Source organism: uncultured Rossellomorea sp., assembly GCF_947488365.1.
Taxonomy (GTDB): Bacteria; Bacillota; Bacilli; order Bacillales; family Bacillaceae_B; genus Rossellomorea.
Window position 1 is genome coordinate 312,685 of the sequence record NZ_CANKZT010000001.1, and the last position, 19,506, is coordinate 332,190.

Genomic DNA, 19,506 nt, shown 5'->3' on the forward strand with positions numbered 1-19,506 from the left:
CCTCTTTCTTATCGAGTTAACGCTTCATTTATAATTCGTGATTGCTCTTTTTTGTGTACTGTTGGTTCACCTTCTGATGGACTTGAACGTCTGCGACGGCCGACATAATGCACCTCAACACCCTCAGGTGCAATGTCACGGAGCCGTGATTCTGCAAATGTCCATGCTCCCATATTCTTAGGTTCTTCTTGAATCCATACAATTTCTTTAAGGTTTGAATATCTTTCCAGAATGGCTGATATATCACCTTTAGGGAAAGGATAAATTTCTTCTACTCTAAGAATGTGTAACCAATCTTTATCATCGATATCTTGAAGCTTCTCTTCTAAATCAATCGCAATTTTCCCGCTGCACAGTACAACCCGTTCAACAGTATCCTGGTTCTCTCCAAGACCCTTTTGTTCCAGGACTGAATGGAATTCTCCATGGGCTAATTCCTCGGCTGTGACAGCTGCGAATTGATTTCGGAGCAAACTTTTCGGCGTCATGATTACTAGTGGCCTTACTTCGTCTTTTTGTAAAATGGCAGCCTGACGTCTAAGAATATGGAAGTATTGACCAGCTGTAGAACAGTTGGCAACCGTCCAGTTATATTCTCCACCCAGTTGCAGGAATCGTTCTAGGCGAGCACTTGAGTGTTCTGGACCTTGACCTTCATATCCATGAGGCAGGAGCATGACCAGGCCGGTTTTTTGACCCCATTTTGCACGACCGGCTGAAATGAATTGATCGAACATCACCTGTGCCATATTGGAGAAGTCTCCAAATTGTGCCTCCCAAAGAACCAACGTCTCAGGTGCAAACACATTGTACCCATACTCATATCCAACAACAGCCGTTTCAGTAAGAGGACTATTAAGAACAACAAACGAAGCATGACTGTCATTCAGATTGTGTAAAGGAATGTATTCTTCACCGGATTTTTCATCATGAAGAACAAGGTGGCGTTGAGCAAATGTACCACGCTCTGAATCCTGTCCCGTTAATCGAATCGGCGTACCATCCTTCAAGATAGAGGCAAACGCCAACGTCTCAGCATGGGCCCAGTCAATTTTCCCTTTCCCTTCAAACACCTGACTTCGTCTCTTTAGGATGCGCTCTAATTTCTTGAACACATTAAATCCTTCTGGCCATTGAAGCAGTTCACTGTTTAAACCTTCAAGCTTATTAAAATCGACACTCGTATTAATATCCGGTAAGCCATTTGCTACATATTCAGGTGGGGCAAGGACGGTATCAGGATCATCGTCTTTAGCCGGCACTTTATCGTAAGCCGCTTTTAATGCTTCTTCGATGTCGTTATCCATTTTCTCTACATCTGCTTCTGTAAGGATTCCTTCTGAGATTAATTTTTCAGCATAAAGCTTCTTGACGTTAGGATGGTTTTGAATGACAGAGTACATTAATGGATTCGTCACCATCGGTTCATCCATTTCGTTATGACCAAAACGACGGTAGCCGATCAAATCAATGACAAAGTCTTTTCCAAAGGTTTTACGATATTCATAGGCGAGCACCGCTGCCGCAAGACAAGCTTCAGGATCATCTGCATTGACATGGACAATCGGCACTTCAAAGCCTTTGGCAGTATCAGATGCATATTTAGTAGAACGTGAATCACGGCTTTCAGTCGTGAAACCGATCATATTGTTCGCAATGAGGTGAATGGATCCACCCGTATTATATCCTCGTAATTGGCTCATATTTAATGTTTCAGCTACAACACCTTGTCCAGGGAAGGCAGCATCTCCGTGAATCATGATAGCATAGGAAGATTCCGGTGATTGTTCTGGATAACCTCTATCTTCACGAACTTCTTGTGCAGCACGTGTGTAACCAGCAACAATGGGGCTCACAACCTCTAAGTGACTTGGGTTATTCGCCAGAGTGACACGTGCTCTCGCTGTTGACGACTGTAGAGGTGAGATTTCACGATCAGCACCTAAATGATACTTAACATCACCTGTCCATCCGAATGTAATTCCAATCGAGCCTTCTGAAGGAATCAGATCCTTACTTGGAGCATGTTGGAATTCCGCAAAAATCATTTCATACGGTTTACCGATGACATGGGCCAGCACGTTTAAGCGACCTCGGTGTGCCATACCGATATTGACTGTTTTAGCACCTGATTCAACTGAATAACGAACCATTTCATCCAGTAAAGGTACCATAGAATCCAGTCCTTCAATGGAGAAACGCTTCTGACCAACAAACGTACGGTGAACATATTTTTCAAATCCATCCACTTCGGCAAGTCGTTTTAATAACGCAAGTTTCTTATCCTTTGAAAGTGGAGTGAAATAGGATTCTGATTCAATCTTTTCTCTTAACCAATTCTTTTCTTCAAGCTCATGAACATGAGCATATTCAAATGCCAATTTTTTAGTATAGACCTGTCTTAAGTGATTGATTGCCTGCAAACCATCCTTTATGTGAGAAGGTGCATTCGGGCATAAGAAATCAACAGGTATCTGCTTTAAATCCTCTTCAGATAAATTAAATTCAGCCAGTTCAATTCTTCTTGTGTCTTTGTTTCGGTCATTAAGGGGATTAATATCCGCAGCTAAATGACCATATGTACGAATATTATCTGCCAATTTAACTGCAGCTACCATTTTGCTTAACGCAGTAGGTTGTGCTGGTAAAGTGAATGATGTATCCCCATGCTGAGCGCTTGCGATTACTTGTACGTCTTCAGCTGTAGGAGGGCCCCATTGTTCGAATAATTCTTTCAATTCAGGATCCACGTCAGATGGATCCTCCAAGAATTGTTCATAAACCTCCATTACATAGCCCAGGTTCGGTCCGTAAAACGATTGCCACGGTTCCCCTTTTGCCGATTGTTTTTTCATTGTGAAAAACCTCCAACTATTTTGCCAGTTAGTATAATTTGGGTATCATGTATTCTTACAATTTTTAAGCTGTGTTTCATTATGCAAGAATAGTAATTTTTAACACATTAAAACGCTTACAAGGACATTTTATCACTGTGCAGTAGTAAGATAAAGTCTTAATGACAAATTTCTCAAAATTTTGTTTTCCCCTTCATTTTTAAGGTTATTACTTATATTCCCATAATAAATTGCACGAAAACCTTTTTGATAATCGACTATTCTGAAATAATATTTTATTAAGCGCTTTCTCTTTCACCTTCTTGTATCCCTGTTATGAGGGTACTTTTTTCATAAACCATCTTACTACTGTTACTAAAAAAAACCAAATATTTTTTGTTATTTTTCATTAATTTTTATATATTATAAGTTTTTCAGAATGATAGATAGATCTTATGAGTTGAAAATTCATCCCAGGGCTTTATTACTTTTTCCATTCTTCTCCTTCAAGCAGAGGAACTTTTCGCCTATGCATTGCATAGAATATAACAATCATGGCGGTTGGCCTATATAGATTAAAGCGAGGTGGTTCACATGTTCCCGTGGAGTTTATTCCCTTTCAATAAAGAAATGAAAGATCAAATGAACCAGATGAATCCGAAAGAAATGGATTCCTATATACAAGGTATGATGAAAAAGATGTTCCCGGGCGGATGGGAGAGTATGATGAATCCGAATGATTTGATGAACGGGGCGCAATCCTTTATGAATCCGATTGGTAATCAAGGGCAGAAATCTCAGGGGGGGCAGGCTTCTCCTTCTTCTACTTCAATACCTGCAAATGTTTTTGAATCCTTTGAGGATATTTACATCCGCTTTCACGTTCCAAATGAAGAGTGGATGAAGCAATTGAAAATATACCATACGTCGAATCAGGCCATTATCGAGAACATCCCGGAGAATGGGGAAAGACAGGTCATCACACTCCCTTGTCTAGTGAAGAAAAAAGGCGCAGTGGCTCAATTCAAGGACGGCATATTAGAACTGAAAATACCTAAAAGCATCGACATGCAATATACAGAAATAGACGTCTCAGATAAATATTGAGACGTCTTGACATGTAGAATACATTTAATTAGCGTACTTAAGAGACAGTCGCACAATGGTACCTGCAGGTTCGTTCCTTAAGGCTTTAATTTCACCGTCGTAATTTTGAATAAGCTTTGATGCAATCGCTAACCCCAAGCCATACCCGCCTTTTTCACGACTTCTAGCCTTATCCACACGGTAGAACCGGTCAAAGATTTTTGGAAGATCTTCTTCTGGAATACCGATCCCTTCGTCTTTCACCTCGATCATCACTTCTTCTTCACGATCCATTAATTTTATCTCAATGTTTGAATCCATCTCAGAGTATTTCACGGCATTATCTAACAGGATGATCATGATTTGTTCAAGATGCCTTGGCATAATAGATACCGCAGCGTCGTTATCCAACTCATACAAGCAGGAAAAAGTGTGTTCTTGATGTAAAAATTTAAAATCTCTAATTGTCTTTTCAACTACTTTTTGTGCATTGGCCCGAGCGTTTTGCAGATCGAATTTCTCCCGATCCGCCCTGGAAAGTTCTAATAGTTCACCTATAAGCCTTTTCACTCTTTCAAGTTCTTCCAATGACACCTGTAAAGATTCTTCCAGTATCGTTGGATCTTTTTTTCCCCACCTGTTCAAAAGAGCCAGGTGTCCTTCTAATACCTGAATGGGCGTTCTTAATTCATGCGATGCATCTTCAACAAATTGCTGTTGCTGCTGAAACGATTTCTCAATTTGGCTCATCATCTTATTGAAAATTTGCGATAGGTCACTGATTTCATCATGGGCCTTTACAATCTCCACTCTTTCATGAAATCCTTTCCTTTCAATCGATCTCATTGTTTCAGAAAGCTTATTTAGTGGACGTACAAAGCTTCTAGCCATGAAATAGCCGATAATTGCACTGATCAAGAGCGCTAATACCCCGGTGATGGTCATCATCCAGAACAGGTTCTTCATGATCTTTTCATACCGGTTTAAAGGCTGGATGATTTCAATATATCCGTTGAATTGACTAGATCTTATCGGAGATCTCCCAATAAGCATTTGTTTTCCCTCAGATTCAATAAGTGTAACTGTCTTTTCTCTGACGGGTTGAAAAGGAACGTAAAAAGCCCATTCATTTTCACCTTGAATTTCCGATACTTGATTCCCCTGACGATCTAAAATACGAATAGTCTGGTCTTTTTCAGCTATTTGCTTCATCAAATCCCTGCTATCATAAATGTCCTGCAGCTGTATATTTGGCCCTTTTTGTTTAAAAAACACCGTAATTTCATCCAGCACACGACTAAAGTTATTTTCTTCTTCATCCACCATCCATTTATTGATTGCATGATATTGAAAAAAACTAAATAAGAAAAAGGCAAGGAATATGGCTGAACCAGCGGCTAATGCCCACTTCACTTTAAGAGAAGAGGGCTTAAATCGATTCATGAATGTATTCATGTCCTCATCACATACCCGGTACCACGTACAGTTTGGATATAGCTATCTTCGTCAGGCGAATCAATTTTATTTCGTAGGTATCTTACATAAACATCCACTACGTTCGTTTCAACCTCGGTATCATACCCCCACACTTTATTGAGAAGGACTTCACGGGTCAAAACAATATTTTTATTTTCCAAAAAGGCGAGTAAAAGGTCATACTCCCTTTTCGTAACCTCGATTTCATGTTCAAGCTTAAATACTTGCCGTGACTCCTTTTGAACGGTGATATCACGGTAATGATACGTTGTTTGAGCTGAAGCTGCTTCTTCATTTCCTGCTCGTCTAAATACGGCCCTCAATCTCGCTAACAGTTCTTCAATAGCAAAAGGCTTTACGATATAATCATCGGCACCACTGTCCAATCCTGATACACGATCCATTACACTATCCCTTGCCGTGATCATGAGGATCGGAATAGCTTTCACTTGCCGTATTCTTCTGCAAACCTCAAGTCCGTTTAAATTCGGCAGCATTAGATCTAATAAAATGATGTCCCAATCCTCGTTTATACCTTTCTCTAACCCCCCTCTTCCATCATAGGCAAGCCCCACTTCATATCCTTCATATTTAAGTTCCAGTTCAATGAACCGAGAGAGATTTTTTTCATCTTCTATGACTAAAATTCTTTTCACATAAATCACCTGCTCTAAATGCTTAATATCACTTATTTTATTTTACTTTTGCTAAAAATATAATCATTAAGCGCTTGAAAGATTTCAATACCTTGATACGTCATTAAAGTAATGGCAGTAAAACTGAAAAATAAAATAGGAATTATTCGAATCCACATGGTTCTTACCTCCCTTTTATCAATACTGCCATTTTCCTCCTCTTTCATTAAAATTGAGTGAGAAAAAGGTAAGTTTTTAGTTAGAGAAAAAAAGACGCAATCAGTTTACATAATATTATTATAATGAAATAAATAGGTAGTATGAAAATGCTCTTGTTGAAGAAAATAAACGTGTATAAATAAGAATGAGGTGCACGAAATGGAAAGCAAGAAAAAATTAGATCTACTGGCGTTATCCTCTATTCCTTTAGTTATGACACTCGGGAATTCCATGTTGATCCCTGTCCTTCCTCAATTAGAAAAGGAGCTAAACATTACGGGGTTTCAATCAAGCTTAATCATTACCGTTTACTCTATTATTGCCATTCTTTGTATTCCAATTGCCGGTTACTTATCCGATCGTTTCGGAAGGAAAAATATTCTGATACCCAGCTTGATCATTGCAGGAATCGGTGGCCTCATTTGTGGATTTGCTTCAATTTACGGTTCGAACGCCTATATTTTTGTTATTGTAGGAAGGATTGTTCAAGGAATTGGAGCAGCCGGAGCCTTCCCAGTCGTCATTCCTACAGTAGGAGACCTGTATGAGGATGATGATCAAATCACCAAGGGATTGGGTTTAATCGAAACATCCAATACTTTCGGCAAGGTGCTAAGCCCGATACTCGGAGCGTTATTTGCTGCATGGATCTGGTTTATCCCATTCTTTTCCATACCTGTATTTTCAATTCTTTCGATTCTTCTGATTGTCGTATTTGTGAAAGTTCCACCAAAAAAAGGAGAAGAAGCGGAACAATCGATTAAGGAATTTGTTCATGCGGTGGTAATCGTCCTTGGGAAGGAAAAGAAATGGATTTTCGGCATCTTCATCATTGGAATCATTTCCATGTTTACCTTATTTGGCTTTTTATATTATTTATCAACCAGATTAGAGCAAGCTTATGGAATAAACGGAGTGATGAAGGGACTATATTTAGCGGTTCCACTCCTTTTCTTATGTCTTACCTCCTACATAACTGGGAAAGTGATTGGTAAGAGTAAAGAGAAGATGAAGTGGGTCATCGTCTTTGGTTCCCTTATGACTTCGGTTGCATTCCTTCCATTAATCTTCACTGAAGGAAAATGGGTTATATTGAGTATTTTTTCGATTGCGGGAATTGGAATGGGCGCAGCCCTTCCTTGTTTGGATGCACTTATTACAGAAGGAATTGAAAAAGAGCATCGTGGAACCATCACCTCTATTTACAGTTCAATGAGGTTTACAGGTGTCGCTTTAGGGCCTCCTATAGTAGCATTGATTGAACCTTTGAGTACCTTTATCATTTTCATAGTTCTAAGTCTATTTTCCAGCCTGGTTGGAATGCTTTTCATTAAGGTTCCGGAAACTCCCCCGCAAGCTGTCTCAACTAAAAAGGCTTAAGGGTTCATTCCTTGATGGATGAAAGAAAAAACGGAGCTGAATGCAGGCTCCGTTTTTTTCAATTGCATTCCTACATCTGCTGAGTAGAATAAAGAAAGCTCGTTCTTTACGACACAACATGTTTATTACGATTCATAATGTGGTAGATATATCCATAAACATGAAAGGGATAGTAAGGGAGGAATATATATGACTTGGATAATCGTGATTGTTTCTCTTTTTGTACTTCTCATTCTGGCTGAAGAAGGCATTAATTATTTTCTACGTACAAAAGTAATTGATCATCACCCCAATGCGAAAAGAAGCGAAGGAAAGATGAAATCGTTGTTTCATAGAGTAAAGTTAAAACTGACTCATTCACAGTAAGTAGTACTACATAGTCTAAAGGGTGGAGAAGTTCTTCTCTGCCTTCCACTTAATTCACTTCTTTGACACAATATGGATTGTTTCATTTGGTTGATGTAATAACATATCTTTAACCTCTTGAGGATATAATTGTACTTCAGAAAGTTCTTCAATTGGAATCCACTTGTATAATAAACGCTCCCCTTCCAGCCCATGAAAGGGATCCTTTTGAAAAATTGCCCTGTCTTTAGCTTTCACTTTATAGTAAAATCCAATTTCATGGAAATCCCATTCTTTATATGGAAAGAAATTTTCGTTCACCATGATCAATTGTTCTATAATAATTTCAACTCCTAGTTCCTCTTGCATTTCCCTCTTTAAACTTTCCTGTGATGCTTCTCCCATGACGACTCTTCCACCGGGCAACGACCAGTAATTGTCTTCCACTTGCTTATGTAATAAAATATGGTCCTGTTCTACCCAGATGGCCACTACCCTGTAATTAAAAACGTTTTGGTTTTGTTTAAATACAAGATCCATTTGACCCCTCCTTCCCCTTCATTATAACCATTGTCTATTCCCCTTCATTATAACCATTGTCTAAAAATACACAAAAAGAAGACAAAAGCTTCAGCAAAACTTTTGTCTCCAAAGGAAAGAAATTAGAATGGGTCTTACATAATAAAGATTTAAACAAAAAGAAAGCTACCCCACTTTCTTTTTGTTTAGGGAGTGATAAATCCTTATTCATAAGCAAGATTCATTGTATCGGGTGAAAAAGTGAAATCTATTAGAACAAGATTAAAATTTGATGAGAAAATCATTTTCTCCCTTAATCCTCCTCTACTCTATCAGAAAAGCATCCAGATTAAATTTATGGTATGATAGATAAGAATTCAGAATGTTACAATTCATTCTAAAGGATGAAAGGATGGAAAAATGAAAATCGATTTAAACTGTGATTTAGGAGAAAGTTTTGGTACATATACAATAGGACAAGATGAAGAAATGATGAAATTCGTTTCCTCCGTCAATGTCGCATGCGGATTCCATGCAGGGGATCCCCTCGTAATGAAACAAACCGTTACAAATGCATTAAATCACAACCTAAAGATTGGTGCTCACCCTGGATTACCTGACCTTCAAGGGTTTGGAAGAAGAATGATGCATGTAACCCCTGAAGAAGCATATGCCCTTGTACAATATCAGATTGGCGCCCTCCTCGCTTTCGTCAAGGCACAGGGAGGCATGTTATCTCACGTAAAGCCTCATGGTGCACTTTATAATATGGCAGCGAAGGATTCCGATCTGGCAACCTCGATTGCTAAAGCCGTATACGACCTTGACCCCGGATTAACTTTATTCGGCCTTTCCCAAAGTGAGCTGACAAAAGCAGGAGAAGAAATAGGGTTGCGTGTCGCTCATGAAGTATTTGCCGATCGAACCTATCAATCTGACGGTTCACTTACTCCACGATCACTTCCCAATGCCGTACTGCATGATGAAAACGAAGTGGAGAAGCAAGTATTACGAATGGTGGAGAAACAAGAGGTAGTTTCCACAGATGGTGAGGTATTGTCAATTAAAGCAGATACCATTTGTCTTCATGGTGACAACACAGCTGCGTTAAACCTTGCTAAAAGGTTATATAAAAAGTTAAGTTGAATTCTAAAAGGGCTGTACTGCCCTTTTTCATTCCTTAAGTCGAATATATGCTTTAGAAGATAGGAGTATTTTCTGATGAATAAGACGTTACTACTGGAAGGATTCCGCTGGATGTTCATCTTACTTGTTGCTTGCGTTATTATTCTATATGGCTATCAGCGGTTCCTTTTGCATTCAAGCATTGAAACATCTCTACAAACTGTAGCTCCCGATTCTACCATCATTGGCATCATTCAAACTCATACAACAGATAATAAAGAAAAAGTGTATAAAGCTCTATACAAGACAAAAGACGGAAAGTGCTACAGAGCTTCTTTCGAGCGTAAAAAGCACATATTCATAAGAGATCAAGAAGAATCCTGTTAACAAAATGGAGGATTATGTGATGAAACGAGCCATTCATATTTTCCCACAACTTGAATCAGTAGAAGAAATCCAAAGGATCAGAACAACACACGACCCATTATGGGATAAAATCCCTCCCCACATTACACTCGTTTTCCCTTTCACTTCAAATTTATCTAACAGTGAAATCATATCACATGTACAAAGCATTGCTAATCGATTGCAACCATTCAGCCTGCTATTAAAAGAAATAACAGGGTCCTCTGGTGAATATTTATGTCTTAATGTAAAAAGAGGGAATGATTCCATCATTCATTCACATGATGAACTGTATAAAGGAGTACTAACACCTTTTCGTAACCCCTCTTTTACGTACATTCCTCATATCACATTGGGGAGGATTGATTTAAAAGAAGAATTCCATCGCGCCTTAAAAGAATATAGAAATTGGAGTGAAAGTTTCCATACAGAAGTAAAAGAAATCGTTATCGAGGAAATAAATGAACAGGATGTTTCCAATGTAATCAGTGTAATACCACTTTATAGCCAGCACCATATTGATAAAGAGAACGGCTGGTTTTGAACAAGCCATTTGGTGGAATGTAGAGAATAAGACTTACATAGAAAGGGTCATTGTTATGATAAAAACTCTTACAATCGATACAAAAAAGCGCGATGAAATGATTGATATTACCACATATGTCCAAGACATCATCACCAACGCAGAAATGAAGGAAGGTCTTGTGGTGGTTCAATCCTTGCACACAACAGCCGGAATCACGGTGAATGAAAATGCCGATCCTGATGTAAAAACAGATTTTCTACGTCGATTAGATGAGGTATATCCATGGGAACATACTCTGGATCTTCATGGAGAAGGAAACACAGCCGCCCATTTAAAGACGAGTACGGTCGGCCACTCTCAAACAATCATCGTCACTAATGGTGAACTTCTTCTGGGAACCTGGCAAGGTATTTACCTTTGTGAATTTGATGGACCGCGTTCAAGAAGAAAAGTTTCGGTTAAAACGATTCAAAGTCAATAATCATACTAAAGCGAATCGGCTTGAAAAATAGCGATAAGCATAGGACTCTAACCTCCAAGCATGATGACGACATTAATGATAAATCCTATAGAACGAAAAGACTCGAGGACGTTTCCTCGAGTCTTTCTATTCTATAAAACGGTCTTTCATGTTTTGCGAAGGCAGCATACAGGATTCTTGTTTTCCGAACCATTTGTATCTATTTGCGGCAATCCACCTGTATACCCTGTCCCTTAGGGGCTTGGGAATGATCTTAAACACGCCGAAAAGCTTCCATGGCCATGTTAAATGAGAGCACACCTTTAAAGCGGCAGTTGATTCAACATACGATTTATGATCGTCGATTAAAACGAAGCTATCTGTCGTTTGAGGAATCTTATGCTTCTTTAATAATTCTTGACCAATTTCACTTTGTAAGGAAGCAAATTGAAAGAGTCCCTTTGGATCACGATTTATAATAAACTGTACGCTACTATTACAGAAATTACATATACCATCAAACAAAATAATCGCCATTAGATCACACCATTCACATCTAATTATAGTAGAATTCTTTACATCACTCTGAGGAGGTAAACGCTCCCGTTCTCACTCACATCTTTATTCATGCTCCGATAAATGACCTACTTCATTATAAGAATGGACATTCCATCGTTTATTTGTGAAATGGAGATTGGTCAGGCAGCCGTTAAATAGTTTCACGTGGTTCACACCTACCTCCTCTTTATGAAACTCTCGCAATATTGCACTGATGACCGCACCGTGAGCAACCAGCAATACATTCTGGTCAGGAAACTGATCATGAATCTCTCTCAGTCCCTCCTGGATCCTATCGATCAACACTTCGTACGATTCCATATTCGGAAAGATAAAATCAGGATATTGCTTTTCTCTTTCTTCACGGGACATCCCCTCCCCATCTCCAAAATAACGTTCTTTGAAATGGTCCATCTCAACAATCGGCAATTCCAAGGCTTCATTAATAATGTCTGCCGTTTTCCTGGCTCTCACCAAAGAAGTAGTAATCAGAACATCCCAATGTGATTTCTCTAGAAATTCTCTGCATTCTTCTGCTTGAAGCTTTCCTGTTTCATTTAATGGAATATCCGTCTGACCTTGTAATTTCCCATTAAGATTCCAATCAGTTTGACCATGGCGTACTAAACATATATGAGTCATTTCATTTACTCCTTCTATTGAAAGCTATAATTCTAATAGAATTTATGATATACTATATTACCATTAATAGAGACTATTTCGAAAGTTTTAAATAAATAAGCAGTATAAGGAGTTGGCTGAGGAGAATGAGAGATGAATTAGTGTATCTAGGACAAGAAATTGTTTCACATAAATCCGATATTGCTCAGGGCGTAATTGAATATCAGGAAAAACGGTATTCTGAACAACTTAAGTTTTCTGGAGTGAAAATGGAGCAAGTCACGGAATGGAGAATTGAATTAATTCAAATGCTGGGAGAATCTTTACAAGAAGAGCAAAAAGATTCTCTCATTAAGATAAGCGAGTGGACACAGAAGGTAGGAAAAATAGCACTTGAAAAAGGCATTCCACTAAATGAATCGCTAAAAACACTATCAGCATTCCGGACTACTATTTGGGATATTTTCACTAAACAGATCAGCGATAATCAAATAACAGCCTCTCTTATGCTGCAAGTAAACAAAAAGATTAACCCATTACTGGATGAAATTGCTTATCTTTTAAATGAGTTATTTGTAAAGCAGCAAAAAGATCAGCTAGCTCTTATTCATACTGCTATGGATGAACTTTCGGCACCGATTGTGCCGATTGCAGATAAAATTGCGATTCTTCCTCTCATTGGGGAAATTGACACTCATAGAGCCACGTCTATTATGGAAACGGCTCTAAAGAAAAGCTCTGAACTAGAATTGGACTATTTATTTATTGACATATCCGGTGTGGCAATCATGGACACCATGGTTTCTCATAATATTTACCAAATCATCAACGCTTTAAAGATGATGGGAGTACAATCGGTATTGACAGGTATCCGACCTGAATTTGCCCATACTTTAGGGAACCTCGGCATTACCTTCGACGACTTAAAAACAAGCTCAAGCTTAAAACAAGCCCTTGAAGACATCGGATTCACTCAATATGAAGTGGTTCTTCCTCTTTAATATAAGACCAGAAGCCATTTGCAGCATGGTTTCTGGTTTTTTGTTACTTCTATCCATTCGTTACCCTCTTTATTCTATGGTGAAATAATAGTTGAATACTTTGAACCGCCATGTATATTGGAATGGACCAATACATTTCATATCCTTTATCGAAATGAAAAAAGCCAATCTTTAACGTGAACCATTCCATCAAAAGAGAAAAAGATGTCCAAACCAATAAATAAGCAAGATTCATGACCCCTCTTATCTTTAATTTTTTATAGATGTATATAAAAAAATAACTGTAAGGACCATACATGATATAACTAATAAAATCGATCGCCTGGTAAGCTGAACTATCATTCACATCGTAAAAATCCCAAGGTGGAATACTGATCGTATGGTCATAAAACATCCCTATTGCTATGCCATAAATAAAGTAACTTAGCCCTTCCAGGAATGGGAATATTTTTGGAGTAATCCATATTACTATAAGGAGAGCAAGTAGACTAATGATGATAAACCACTCGTTTAAATCAAATGATCTTTCATATATTCTGTCCACTATTTTTCCCCTCCTTCTTCTGCATATGATAAAGCCCCTTTCCTATCCCAATACAAATGAATAAATATATTATGTTAATGATGGTTGTATTTAATAGGCTCCATTGAGGATAATCAAGCGTTTTAAAGTGAATATGAAGGACATCCAAAATAGTGATAAAAAATAAAAGGCTTAAGAAGAATATGATTTTATGAGTTCTTGATCTGTAATTCAAGTAGCCATTTATCATGATAATTCCAATCAATGGGAAAATACATTCCCGGTTTATCAGTAAGCTAATGAATTGAGTGACATCCTCTGAAGCCCTAATCCATTCCAGCTTGTTAGTCATAATCGTAATATAATTCGTTGAAACAATCGATAACAACATGAACTGTATGGAATTTGCGGTGAATGAAAGCTTTTTTTGCATGAAGATCACAATATAAATCAGGATGATTAATATGGAAATAAAGAGAGGAAGCGACATTGATTTCTCCTTTATCTTTTCTCTATATCCTTTCCTTAACCGCGTCATTACATAACCATTTTTTCCCGATCAGAGAGTTTAGATGTTTGGATTAATTTGCACGGGGAAAATGTAAAAGAAGTATGAAGGAGGTATTTCGATGAGACATGAACCTATCAATCCACAATATGGTCAAGACGAAATAAAAGAAGTATTTGTTGACGGTTTACAGCGAGACTTATCGCCTGAAGAAGATATGCTAATTTCAGGCTGGACTCAAACATTTAACAAAAGCGAACGTGCTACCATCATTAATCTGCTAAAAGAATTACTAAACAAACACAAGAGACATGACTAAACCAAAAGCGGAGGCGGCTTGACCAGAGGCGACAAGCATAAGACGGGACTACCGGAAAGGCGTTCTTTGCCTTTTTGGTAGTCCTGGCTTATGACCTCGAGCCTCTAGCCGCCGGAGCTGGATGAAACCAAAAGCGGAGGCGGCTTGACCAGAGGCGACAAGCATAAGACGGGACTACCGGAAAGGCGTTCTTTGCCTTTTTGGTAGTCCTGGCTTATGACCTCGAGCCTCTAGCCGCCGGAGCTGGATGAAAAAAAAGCGGAGGCGGCTTGACCAGAGGCGACAAGCATAAGCATTCTATTATTAATGCGAGCATAATGAAAAGGCAAGCCCAAGGGCTTGCCTTTTCATTTTATAGTAAAGTGTTTCTTACATATCACTCGTCAAATCTAGAATTTTATCAATGTCAACGCGATAGATTGGGCGATTTATATCCTCTTGTCCAAGTTCTACGGTATCTTCTAGTACATCATCAATATTCATACTTTTAAATACCCCCCAAGTTGTGTTTTAGATCAGAATGTCAATAATTCTCATTACCATTCTTACCATAGAATACGAATGAATGATTTAATTTTTGGGGGTTCTCTTAAATATTTTTATATCAACATAAACTTTATTAAATTGTATATAATAATCAGAAAGTTGAATAAAATGATGCACTATGTTATGGTTAAAAAACTATTGATTCTACTTAAATAATAATAGATAGGTAGAATAGCTTTCTCCTTAAAGGAGGCATTCCAATGAAACGATTTTCTATGCTTCACGTACCTAAGGATTTCAGGCATAGAGGGCGTCCAGCTGTTACCGTTCACGTTCTACCTGTTCATAAAGAATTTTTCGCAATAGGTAAATCTTTAAAGGGTAACGGTAAAGCTGCCAACAACAATGAAAAACTAGCCGCATACTATGCGTATCTAGATACTTTAAAATAAACGCTTATCTCTATAGAATAAATCATTTAAAAAAGCTGATCAGATAGTGTCTGACCAGCTTTTTTTCCATCTTGAAATGTTCTAATATCCACCAAGCCTTTTTTAAATTAACTGTTATCTAAGTCATTGTTACTATTGATTTAAAGCGAGTGCTGTCCCACTGTTCAATTAGAATACTGCTTGATTGGAAGGGAATCCGCTCCCTTTCCGCGGATGAACGACCAAGCCTCCTCGCTTCTCTGCGGGCTATTTTCTCACCCGTTTTTCCGCAGGAGTCTTGCAAATCCCCTTCCAATCATTATGAAGAGGAGTTATCAGAGCTGAAATTATAATTGTCCTAAAATAATAATCCATCAGAAAACACCCTACACCTTTATTTAATTTTATTGAAACATGTTAAATGTTCTTCGGTCAATTTCTCTATGTTTAATTCATTGTTTTTAATTCGATGGATCAATTGATGAAACTCAGACTTTGCCAACCTATAATCCTTTTCACAGATTATTTTATTAAGATACGCCTCTTCTAATTCTTGTTGATCTTTTTCTATCAGTTTCCCTCCTGGAAGAATAATAAGATCCAAAAACAAATCATCCATCCAGGGTCCCCTAGTTGAATCATATCCATTTTCTTTCGTTATATCGATATACCACTGAATAACTGATTGATCTTCTTTTAACATAGTAGTAATAGAAAAATGCCGGTGATCAGGAAAGAATTGAAGCCATGAATAGCCATCATCTACAATACATATGGAGTCACCCTCATATTGTACATATAGAGGGTGAGCTACCCTGTCGAATTTTATAAGGGAGAGATATCCTTCCAGTTCACCAGTAGATGTGTACTTAACAGAAACCTCTCTTTCCACTATACGAGACCATCCCTCTCGTGTGCCATATTTCCTTTTTAACAACACTTCTCACCCTTGGCTATGCATTCATGTTGTTTGAAGTCATTAAGCATACGCAGATGACTTCTCACCATCGTTGAAGGTAATTCTTCTAGATTATAAAACTTTAGTTGAATGGATTCAGAGTGTTCTGCTTTCATTTCTCCATCGTAATCATTTGAAAAGTAGGCTGTGGTGACTACATAAAACTCATCTCCATTTTCAGCTTTAATGTATTGATCCGCACCTGAATATACGTTTAACAAATTCAACTTACCTAATGTCAGATTCGTCTCTTCCTTCACTTCTCTTCTCGCCGTCTCTTCCGTTGATTCTGCCAATTCCATCAATCCACCAGGCAGTCCCCATGAGCCATTCGGAAATCTCCTTTGCTGCAGAAGCACTTCCTTTCTGTCATTCAAAATAATGACCACCGATCCGACTAAAATAAGAGGGCGCGTACCAACCATTGCCCTTAATGCTTCTATGTAACCCATTGATCAATCTCCTCACTGAAATGAATCTGCTAACGTGAAACACAGACCGAATTAGTCCGTTATATACTGACAAGCCTCAAAACCATTTCCATCTAAATCCCAGAACTCAAAAAACGTAACCTCTCCATCTTCTTTTATCTCTCCAACCTTGACGTCCCTTTCCACAAGCTTTAACCTAGTCTCTTCCAACGCATCAGAAAAGAGAATCGGCTTGACGGATGAGGGACGTACCTCTCCCTCTTGAACCGTTAGAGTAGAGCCTCCTTGACCTATTTGGAACACAACATACTTTCCCGAATCAAAAACTTGCTCAAACCCCAACACCTCTACATACCATTGGGTAGACTTTTTTAAATCTTTTATACATATATGGACTGTATCCACTTTAGAAAACAATGAAATACCTCCTTCTTCAACTCTAGTTTTTTAATAGTGTTAAGTGCCCGACAATCTCTTTTGCTTCAAACTTTTCCATTGGCGGAAGTGCCACTACTGTTAAAGATCCCTCTTTAATTTCAGTTAACCCGCTATCGTGAATACTGAAATATCCATCACCCTCTAATTTCTCCAGCTCTCCGGCTTTTCCCTTTAGAACAATTTTTTTCATACCTGTTTGCACCCATTCTACAAAGTCTGCTTGTCGATTTTGAAAAGGTGAAACAGATGACATCATCGTAAGTGTACTAAGAGTAGCAGCATGGGCCACTTGCGCTGCCGTTTTTCCTTTAGACATATTCAGTTCCTTATTAACAATGAAATATTGAACGAGATCACGCTTATTCATTTGTCTAATCATCCCTTTTTATCATTTATTTACCTGTTATTTTACCATGCGAAGGAATGTACCTCAGTAATATTTACTTCCTTCTTAGTTTCACATAATCATTTTCAACAGAAACTATTTTAACCTTCTCTCCTATTTTAAAATCTAAATATTGATCACAATCCAGCTTATAGGTGTGCCCGTTATCAAATTTCATCGAGCATGACGGATCGCTGCTGTTTACATCTATAATCTCACCTGATTTAATTCCTTCCGCTCCTTTTCTATTATTCACCGGAAAATACTTTTCCTCAATCATTACCCAATCTTCGAGACTGATAACCACCAGCTTCAGAGTAAAGAGCCCCAACAGAAGAACAAGTAACATAATGAGTATTACAAATTTAGCCCTTAAGCCCATCATGAGTATCCCTTTCCTTCCATATAAAATCAACAGATGATTATATGTAAGGAATCTGACATACATTCGATCGTTTTGAAGAAAAGTGGATTATTTTTCCCTTCTTGCATTTATTTAAAAATGGTTATAGAATAAAACTAACGACCGTTAGTTAGTTAAAAAAGAAGGTGAATGAATTTGAAGAATGACAATAAACAACTCATCAAAGATGTGGCATTGGATTTATTTGGTCAAAAAGGGTATGAGGATACCTCGTTAACGGAAATTGCAACTGCGGTGGGCATTAAAAAACCATCTATCTACAACCATTTCCGAAGCAAAGAGGATTTATTTATGGAAGTAATTGAGGATTTAAGTGTGTCGGAAGTAACGGCCTATAAGAGCGCAGAAGAAAAAATGGATCCTCAAGAACCGCTAACGAATATAAGAACACTCTTTGACTTATTTTGTCAACGATTAGTGACAACTAAAGAAGCACTATTATGGAAAAGAGTCACATTCTTTCCCCCAGAAGTTTTTAAAGATCTTATTCAAAAACAATTCATTTATTTTGAACAGGTGACAACAGCAATTTTGGTATCAATTTACCAGGAAGGCCAAAAACAAAAACTGTTCAGTGAAATCAAGGAAGATGAATTCATTGCCTCCTTTTTATGTTTAGTAGATGGTGTTTTTTTAGAGCATCATTATTATACTGAAGAAATTTTCAGACAACGAATTGAATCGGCTTGGAAGGTTTATGAATTAGGTATTTCAAGTCGTAAAGGAGTGTAGCATCATGGGTTGGATATACGTTATTATTGGTGGAATACTGGAGATTGGCTGGGCTACTGGGTTATCCCTTTCAGAGGGATTTACAAAACCTGTCCCAAGTATTGTCACTGCTGTTCTAATCTTAATCAGTTTTTATTTTTTCTCTAATTCCATGAAATTATTGCCGATTGGAACTGCATATGCGGTCTTCACCGGTATTGGGGCAGCAGGTACTGCTGTAGTTGGAATGGTGTTTCTAAATGATGGGATTAGCATCATGAAAGTTGCTTTTATCACACTACTCATTTTCGGAGTGATCGGTCTAAAAATGAGTGATAAAGAGGAGCAACATACAGGGAGGTCATACTGATGGCATGGATATTTCTCATATTTGCAGGATTTTCGGAGGTTGTCATGGTAACGTTTATGAAGCTCTCTGAAGGTTACAAGAAACTGGCCCCTTCCATCATAAGTTTTGCTGCAGGAGCTCTGAGCTTTTATTTATTGTCTCTTTCTCTACTTGACATTCCTGTGAGTACGGGATATGGAATTTGGACCGGGATTGGTTCTGCAGGAGCGGTTATCATCGGGATGATCTTTTTCAAGGAAACAAAGGATTTGAAGAGGTTGTTTTTTATAACATGCATTATTGGAAGTATTATTGGATTAAAGATTGTTTCATGACCGAACTAAAAGTGTCCA

The 19,506-nt window shown here is 38.1% G+C and carries 25 protein-coding genes; 13 read left to right on the plus strand and 12 right to left on the minus strand.

The genetic code is table 11. The features are described 5' to 3' along the window. Nucleotides 1-8: 8 nt before the first annotated feature. The gene (locus tag Q1B03_RS01665; protein WP_299737479.1) at nt 9-2,855 is read right to left on the minus strand and encodes a 2-oxoglutarate dehydrogenase E1 component; all 2,847 of its coding nucleotides are present in this window, start codon (nt 2,853-2,855) and stop codon (nt 9-11) included. A gap of 573 nt (nt 2,856-3,428) precedes the next feature. Between Q1B03_RS01665 and Q1B03_RS01670 the strand changes: the two genes are divergently transcribed. After that, nucleotides 3,429-3,941, plus strand: a complete 513-nt coding sequence (locus Q1B03_RS01670; protein ID WP_299737481.1) for an Hsp20/alpha crystallin family protein — start codon at nt 3,429-3,431, stop codon at nt 3,939-3,941. A 24-nt stretch (nt 3,942-3,965) separates the two neighbouring features. On the opposite strand, the gene Q1B03_RS01675 is transcribed toward Q1B03_RS01670, so the two are convergent. Next, nucleotides 3,966-5,375, minus strand: coding sequence for a HAMP domain-containing histidine kinase (locus Q1B03_RS01675; RefSeq protein WP_299737483.1), 1,410 nt, complete (start codon nt 5,373-5,375; stop codon nt 3,966-3,968). Further along, a complete protein-coding gene (locus Q1B03_RS01680; RefSeq protein ID WP_299737485.1) occupies nt 5,372-6,052 on the minus strand; it encodes a response regulator transcription factor in 681 nt (226 codons plus the stop codon). The genes Q1B03_RS01675 and Q1B03_RS01680 overlap by 4 nt, the downstream gene beginning before the upstream one ends. 357 nt (nt 6,053-6,409) lie before the next feature. On the opposite strand from Q1B03_RS01680, the gene Q1B03_RS01685 reads away from it, so the two are divergent. Together Q1B03_RS01685 and Q1B03_RS01690 are read left to right on the plus strand one after the other, a co-directional pair. Beyond that, a complete protein-coding gene (locus tag Q1B03_RS01685; RefSeq protein ID WP_299737488.1) occupies nt 6,410-7,630 on the plus strand; it encodes an MFS transporter in 1,221 nt (406 codons plus the stop codon). 189 nt (nt 7,631-7,819) lie between these two features. Continuing rightward, on the plus strand, nt 7,820-7,996 hold the full coding sequence (locus Q1B03_RS01690) for a hypothetical protein (RefSeq protein WP_299737490.1): 177 nt from the start codon (nt 7,820-7,822) through the stop codon (nt 7,994-7,996). 54 nt (nt 7,997-8,050) lie between these two features. Here the strand turns inward: Q1B03_RS01690 and Q1B03_RS01695 are convergent, their stop codons facing one another. Then, nucleotides 8,051-8,515, minus strand: coding sequence for an NUDIX hydrolase (locus Q1B03_RS01695; RefSeq protein ID WP_299737492.1), 465 nt, complete (start codon nt 8,513-8,515; stop codon nt 8,051-8,053). 399 nt (nt 8,516-8,914) lie between these two features. Here Q1B03_RS01695 and Q1B03_RS01700 point away from each other — a divergent pair, with 399 nt between their 5' ends. The 4 genes from Q1B03_RS01700 (at nt 8,915) to Q1B03_RS01715 (ending at nt 11,031) form a co-directional block, all read left to right on the plus strand. Next, the gene (locus Q1B03_RS01700) at nt 8,915-9,640 is read left to right on the plus strand and encodes a LamB/YcsF family protein (RefSeq protein ID WP_299737494.1); all 726 of its coding nucleotides are present in this window, start codon (nt 8,915-8,917) and stop codon (nt 9,638-9,640) included. A gap of 75 nt (nt 9,641-9,715) precedes the next feature. Further along, the gene (locus Q1B03_RS01705; protein WP_299737497.1) at nt 9,716-10,006 is read left to right on the plus strand and encodes a hypothetical protein; all 291 of its coding nucleotides are present in this window, start codon (nt 9,716-9,718) and stop codon (nt 10,004-10,006) included. Nucleotides 10,007-10,025: 19 nt separating this feature from the next. Further along, nucleotides 10,026-10,568: a 2'-5' RNA ligase family protein gene (locus Q1B03_RS01710; protein ID WP_299737499.1), complete on the plus strand. Its 543-nt coding sequence runs from the start codon at nt 10,026-10,028 to the stop codon at nt 10,566-10,568. 55 nt (nt 10,569-10,623) lie between these two features. Continuing rightward, nucleotides 10,624-11,031 (plus strand): secondary thiamine-phosphate synthase enzyme YjbQ, encoded by a 408-nt coding sequence (locus tag Q1B03_RS01715; RefSeq protein WP_299737501.1) that lies wholly within the window; start codon nt 10,624-10,626, stop codon nt 11,029-11,031. Nucleotides 11,032-11,157: 126 nt separating this feature from the next. Here Q1B03_RS01715 and Q1B03_RS01720 read toward each other — a convergent pair whose 3' ends face one another. Both Q1B03_RS01720 and Q1B03_RS01725 read right to left on the minus strand, forming a co-directional pair. Next, the gene (locus Q1B03_RS01720; protein ID WP_299737504.1) at nt 11,158-11,547 is read right to left on the minus strand and encodes a thiol-disulfide oxidoreductase DCC family protein; all 390 of its coding nucleotides are present in this window, start codon (nt 11,545-11,547) and stop codon (nt 11,158-11,160) included. A gap of 84 nt (nt 11,548-11,631) precedes the next feature. Next, nucleotides 11,632-12,210, minus strand: coding sequence for a histidine phosphatase family protein (locus Q1B03_RS01725; RefSeq protein WP_299737506.1), 579 nt, complete (start codon nt 12,208-12,210; stop codon nt 11,632-11,634). 125 nt (nt 12,211-12,335) lie between these two features. On the opposite strand from Q1B03_RS01725, the gene Q1B03_RS01730 reads away from it, so the two are divergent. Next, a complete protein-coding gene (locus Q1B03_RS01730; RefSeq protein ID WP_299737508.1) occupies nt 12,336-13,190 on the plus strand; it encodes an STAS domain-containing protein in 855 nt (284 codons plus the stop codon). A 49-nt stretch (nt 13,191-13,239) separates the two neighbouring features. Here Q1B03_RS01730 and Q1B03_RS01735 read toward each other — a convergent pair whose 3' ends face one another. Next, a complete protein-coding gene (locus Q1B03_RS01735) occupies nt 13,240-13,734 on the minus strand; it encodes a hypothetical protein (RefSeq protein ID WP_299737510.1) in 495 nt (164 codons plus the stop codon). 608 nt (nt 13,735-14,342) lie between these two features. On the opposite strand from Q1B03_RS01735, the gene Q1B03_RS01740 reads away from it, so the two are divergent. After that, complete coding sequence (locus tag Q1B03_RS01740) at nt 14,343-14,540, plus strand: hypothetical protein (protein ID WP_299737512.1); 198 nt, start codon at nt 14,343-14,345, stop codon at nt 14,538-14,540. Between the two features lie 746 nt (nt 14,541-15,286). Continuing rightward, nucleotides 15,287-15,478 (plus strand): hypothetical protein, encoded by a 192-nt coding sequence (locus Q1B03_RS01745; RefSeq protein WP_044336725.1) that lies wholly within the window; start codon nt 15,287-15,289, stop codon nt 15,476-15,478. Between the two features lie 373 nt (nt 15,479-15,851). Here the strand turns inward: Q1B03_RS01745 and Q1B03_RS01750 are convergent, their stop codons facing one another. The 5 genes from Q1B03_RS01750 to Q1B03_RS01770 form a co-directional block, all read right to left on the minus strand. Continuing rightward, complete coding sequence (locus Q1B03_RS01750; protein ID WP_299737516.1) at nt 15,852-16,349, minus strand: DUF402 domain-containing protein; 498 nt, start codon at nt 16,347-16,349, stop codon at nt 15,852-15,854. A gap of 38 nt (nt 16,350-16,387) precedes the next feature. After that, nucleotides 16,388-16,867, minus strand: coding sequence for an NUDIX hydrolase (locus Q1B03_RS01755; RefSeq protein WP_299737518.1), 480 nt, complete (start codon nt 16,865-16,867; stop codon nt 16,388-16,390). Nucleotides 16,868-16,918: 51 nt separating this feature from the next. Next, complete coding sequence (locus tag Q1B03_RS01760) at nt 16,919-17,263, minus strand: VOC family protein (protein WP_299737520.1); 345 nt, start codon at nt 17,261-17,263, stop codon at nt 16,919-16,921. A gap of 22 nt (nt 17,264-17,285) precedes the next feature. Beyond that, a complete protein-coding gene (locus tag Q1B03_RS01765; RefSeq protein ID WP_299737522.1) occupies nt 17,286-17,651 on the minus strand; it encodes an aminoacyl-tRNA hydrolase in 366 nt (121 codons plus the stop codon). 73 nt (nt 17,652-17,724) lie between these two features. After that, nucleotides 17,725-18,054 carry a hypothetical protein gene (locus tag Q1B03_RS01770; RefSeq protein ID WP_299737524.1) on the minus strand — a complete coding sequence of 110 codons (330 nt, stop codon included), beginning with the start codon at nt 18,052-18,054 and terminating at the stop codon, nt 17,725-17,727. Between the two features lie 168 nt (nt 18,055-18,222). Between Q1B03_RS01770 and Q1B03_RS01775 the strand changes: the two genes are divergently transcribed. From Q1B03_RS01775 to Q1B03_RS01785, 3 genes are read left to right on the plus strand one after another with little or no spacing between them, the layout of a single operon-like run. Beyond that, a complete protein-coding gene (locus Q1B03_RS01775) occupies nt 18,223-18,825 on the plus strand; it encodes a TetR/AcrR family transcriptional regulator (protein ID WP_299737526.1) in 603 nt (200 codons plus the stop codon). Between the two features lie 4 nt (nt 18,826-18,829). Beyond that, nucleotides 18,830-19,174 carry a multidrug efflux SMR transporter gene (locus Q1B03_RS01780; protein WP_299737528.1) on the plus strand — a complete coding sequence of 115 codons (345 nt, stop codon included), beginning with the start codon at nt 18,830-18,832 and terminating at the stop codon, nt 19,172-19,174. Further along, the gene (locus Q1B03_RS01785; protein WP_299737529.1) at nt 19,174-19,488 is read left to right on the plus strand and encodes a multidrug efflux SMR transporter; all 315 of its coding nucleotides are present in this window, start codon (nt 19,174-19,176) and stop codon (nt 19,486-19,488) included. The genes Q1B03_RS01780 and Q1B03_RS01785 overlap by 1 nt, the downstream gene beginning before the upstream one ends. Nucleotides 19,489-19,506: the final 18 nt, after the last annotated feature.

Bases quoted from the DNA above. Each gene is read 5' to 3' on its own strand.
- Q1B03_RS01700 (WP_299737494.1), top strand. From the start codon at position 8,915: ATGAAAATCGATTTAAACTGTGATTTAGGAGAAAGTTTTGGTACATAT.
- Q1B03_RS01675 (WP_299737483.1), bottom strand. From the start codon at position 5,375: ATGAATACATTCATGAATCGATTTAAGCCCTCTTCTCTTAAAGTGAAG.
- Q1B03_RS01745 (WP_044336725.1), top strand. From the start codon at position 15,287: ATGAAACGATTTTCTATGCTTCACGTACCTAAGGATTTCAGGCATAGA.
- Q1B03_RS01705 (WP_299737497.1), top strand. From the start codon at position 9,716: ATGAATAAGACGTTACTACTGGAAGGATTCCGCTGGATGTTCATCTTA.
- Q1B03_RS01690 (WP_299737490.1), top strand. From the start codon at position 7,820: ATGACTTGGATAATCGTGATTGTTTCTCTTTTTGTACTTCTCATTCTG.
- Q1B03_RS01685 (WP_299737488.1), top strand. From the start codon at position 6,410: ATGGAAAGCAAGAAAAAATTAGATCTACTGGCGTTATCCTCTATTCCT.
- Q1B03_RS01785 (WP_299737529.1), top strand. From the start codon at position 19,174: ATGGCATGGATATTTCTCATATTTGCAGGATTTTCGGAGGTTGTCATG.
- Q1B03_RS01665 (WP_299737479.1), bottom strand. From the start codon at position 2,855: ATGAAAAAACAATCGGCAAAAGGGGAACCGTGGCAATCGTTTTACGGA.
- Q1B03_RS01770 (WP_299737524.1), bottom strand. From the start codon at position 18,054: ATGATGGGCTTAAGGGCTAAATTTGTAATACTCATTATGTTACTTGTT.
- Q1B03_RS01720 (WP_299737504.1), bottom strand. From the start codon at position 11,547: ATGGCGATTATTTTGTTTGATGGTATATGTAATTTCTGTAATAGTAGC.
- Q1B03_RS01695 (WP_299737492.1), bottom strand. From the start codon at position 8,515: ATGGATCTTGTATTTAAACAAAACCAAAACGTTTTTAATTACAGGGTA.
- Q1B03_RS01740 (WP_299737512.1), top strand. From the start codon at position 14,343: ATGAGACATGAACCTATCAATCCACAATATGGTCAAGACGAAATAAAA.
- Q1B03_RS01765 (WP_299737522.1), bottom strand. From the start codon at position 17,651: ATGAATAAGCGTGATCTCGTTCAATATTTCATTGTTAATAAGGAACTG.
- Q1B03_RS01775 (WP_299737526.1), top strand. From the start codon at position 18,223: ATGAATTTGAAGAATGACAATAAACAACTCATCAAAGATGTGGCATTG.
- Q1B03_RS01715 (WP_299737501.1), top strand. From the start codon at position 10,624: ATGATAAAAACTCTTACAATCGATACAAAAAAGCGCGATGAAATGATT.
- Q1B03_RS01710 (WP_299737499.1), top strand. From the start codon at position 10,026: ATGAAACGAGCCATTCATATTTTCCCACAACTTGAATCAGTAGAAGAA.
- Q1B03_RS01755 (WP_299737518.1), bottom strand. From the start codon at position 16,867: ATGGGTTACATAGAAGCATTAAGGGCAATGGTTGGTACGCGCCCTCTT.
- Q1B03_RS01670 (WP_299737481.1), top strand. From the start codon at position 3,429: ATGTTCCCGTGGAGTTTATTCCCTTTCAATAAAGAAATGAAAGATCAA.
- Q1B03_RS01780 (WP_299737528.1), top strand. From the start codon at position 18,830: ATGGGTTGGATATACGTTATTATTGGTGGAATACTGGAGATTGGCTGG.
- Q1B03_RS01730 (WP_299737508.1), top strand. From the start codon at position 12,336: ATGAGAGATGAATTAGTGTATCTAGGACAAGAAATTGTTTCACATAAA.
- Q1B03_RS01725 (WP_299737506.1), bottom strand. From the start codon at position 12,210: ATGACTCATATATGTTTAGTACGCCATGGTCAAACTGATTGGAATCTT.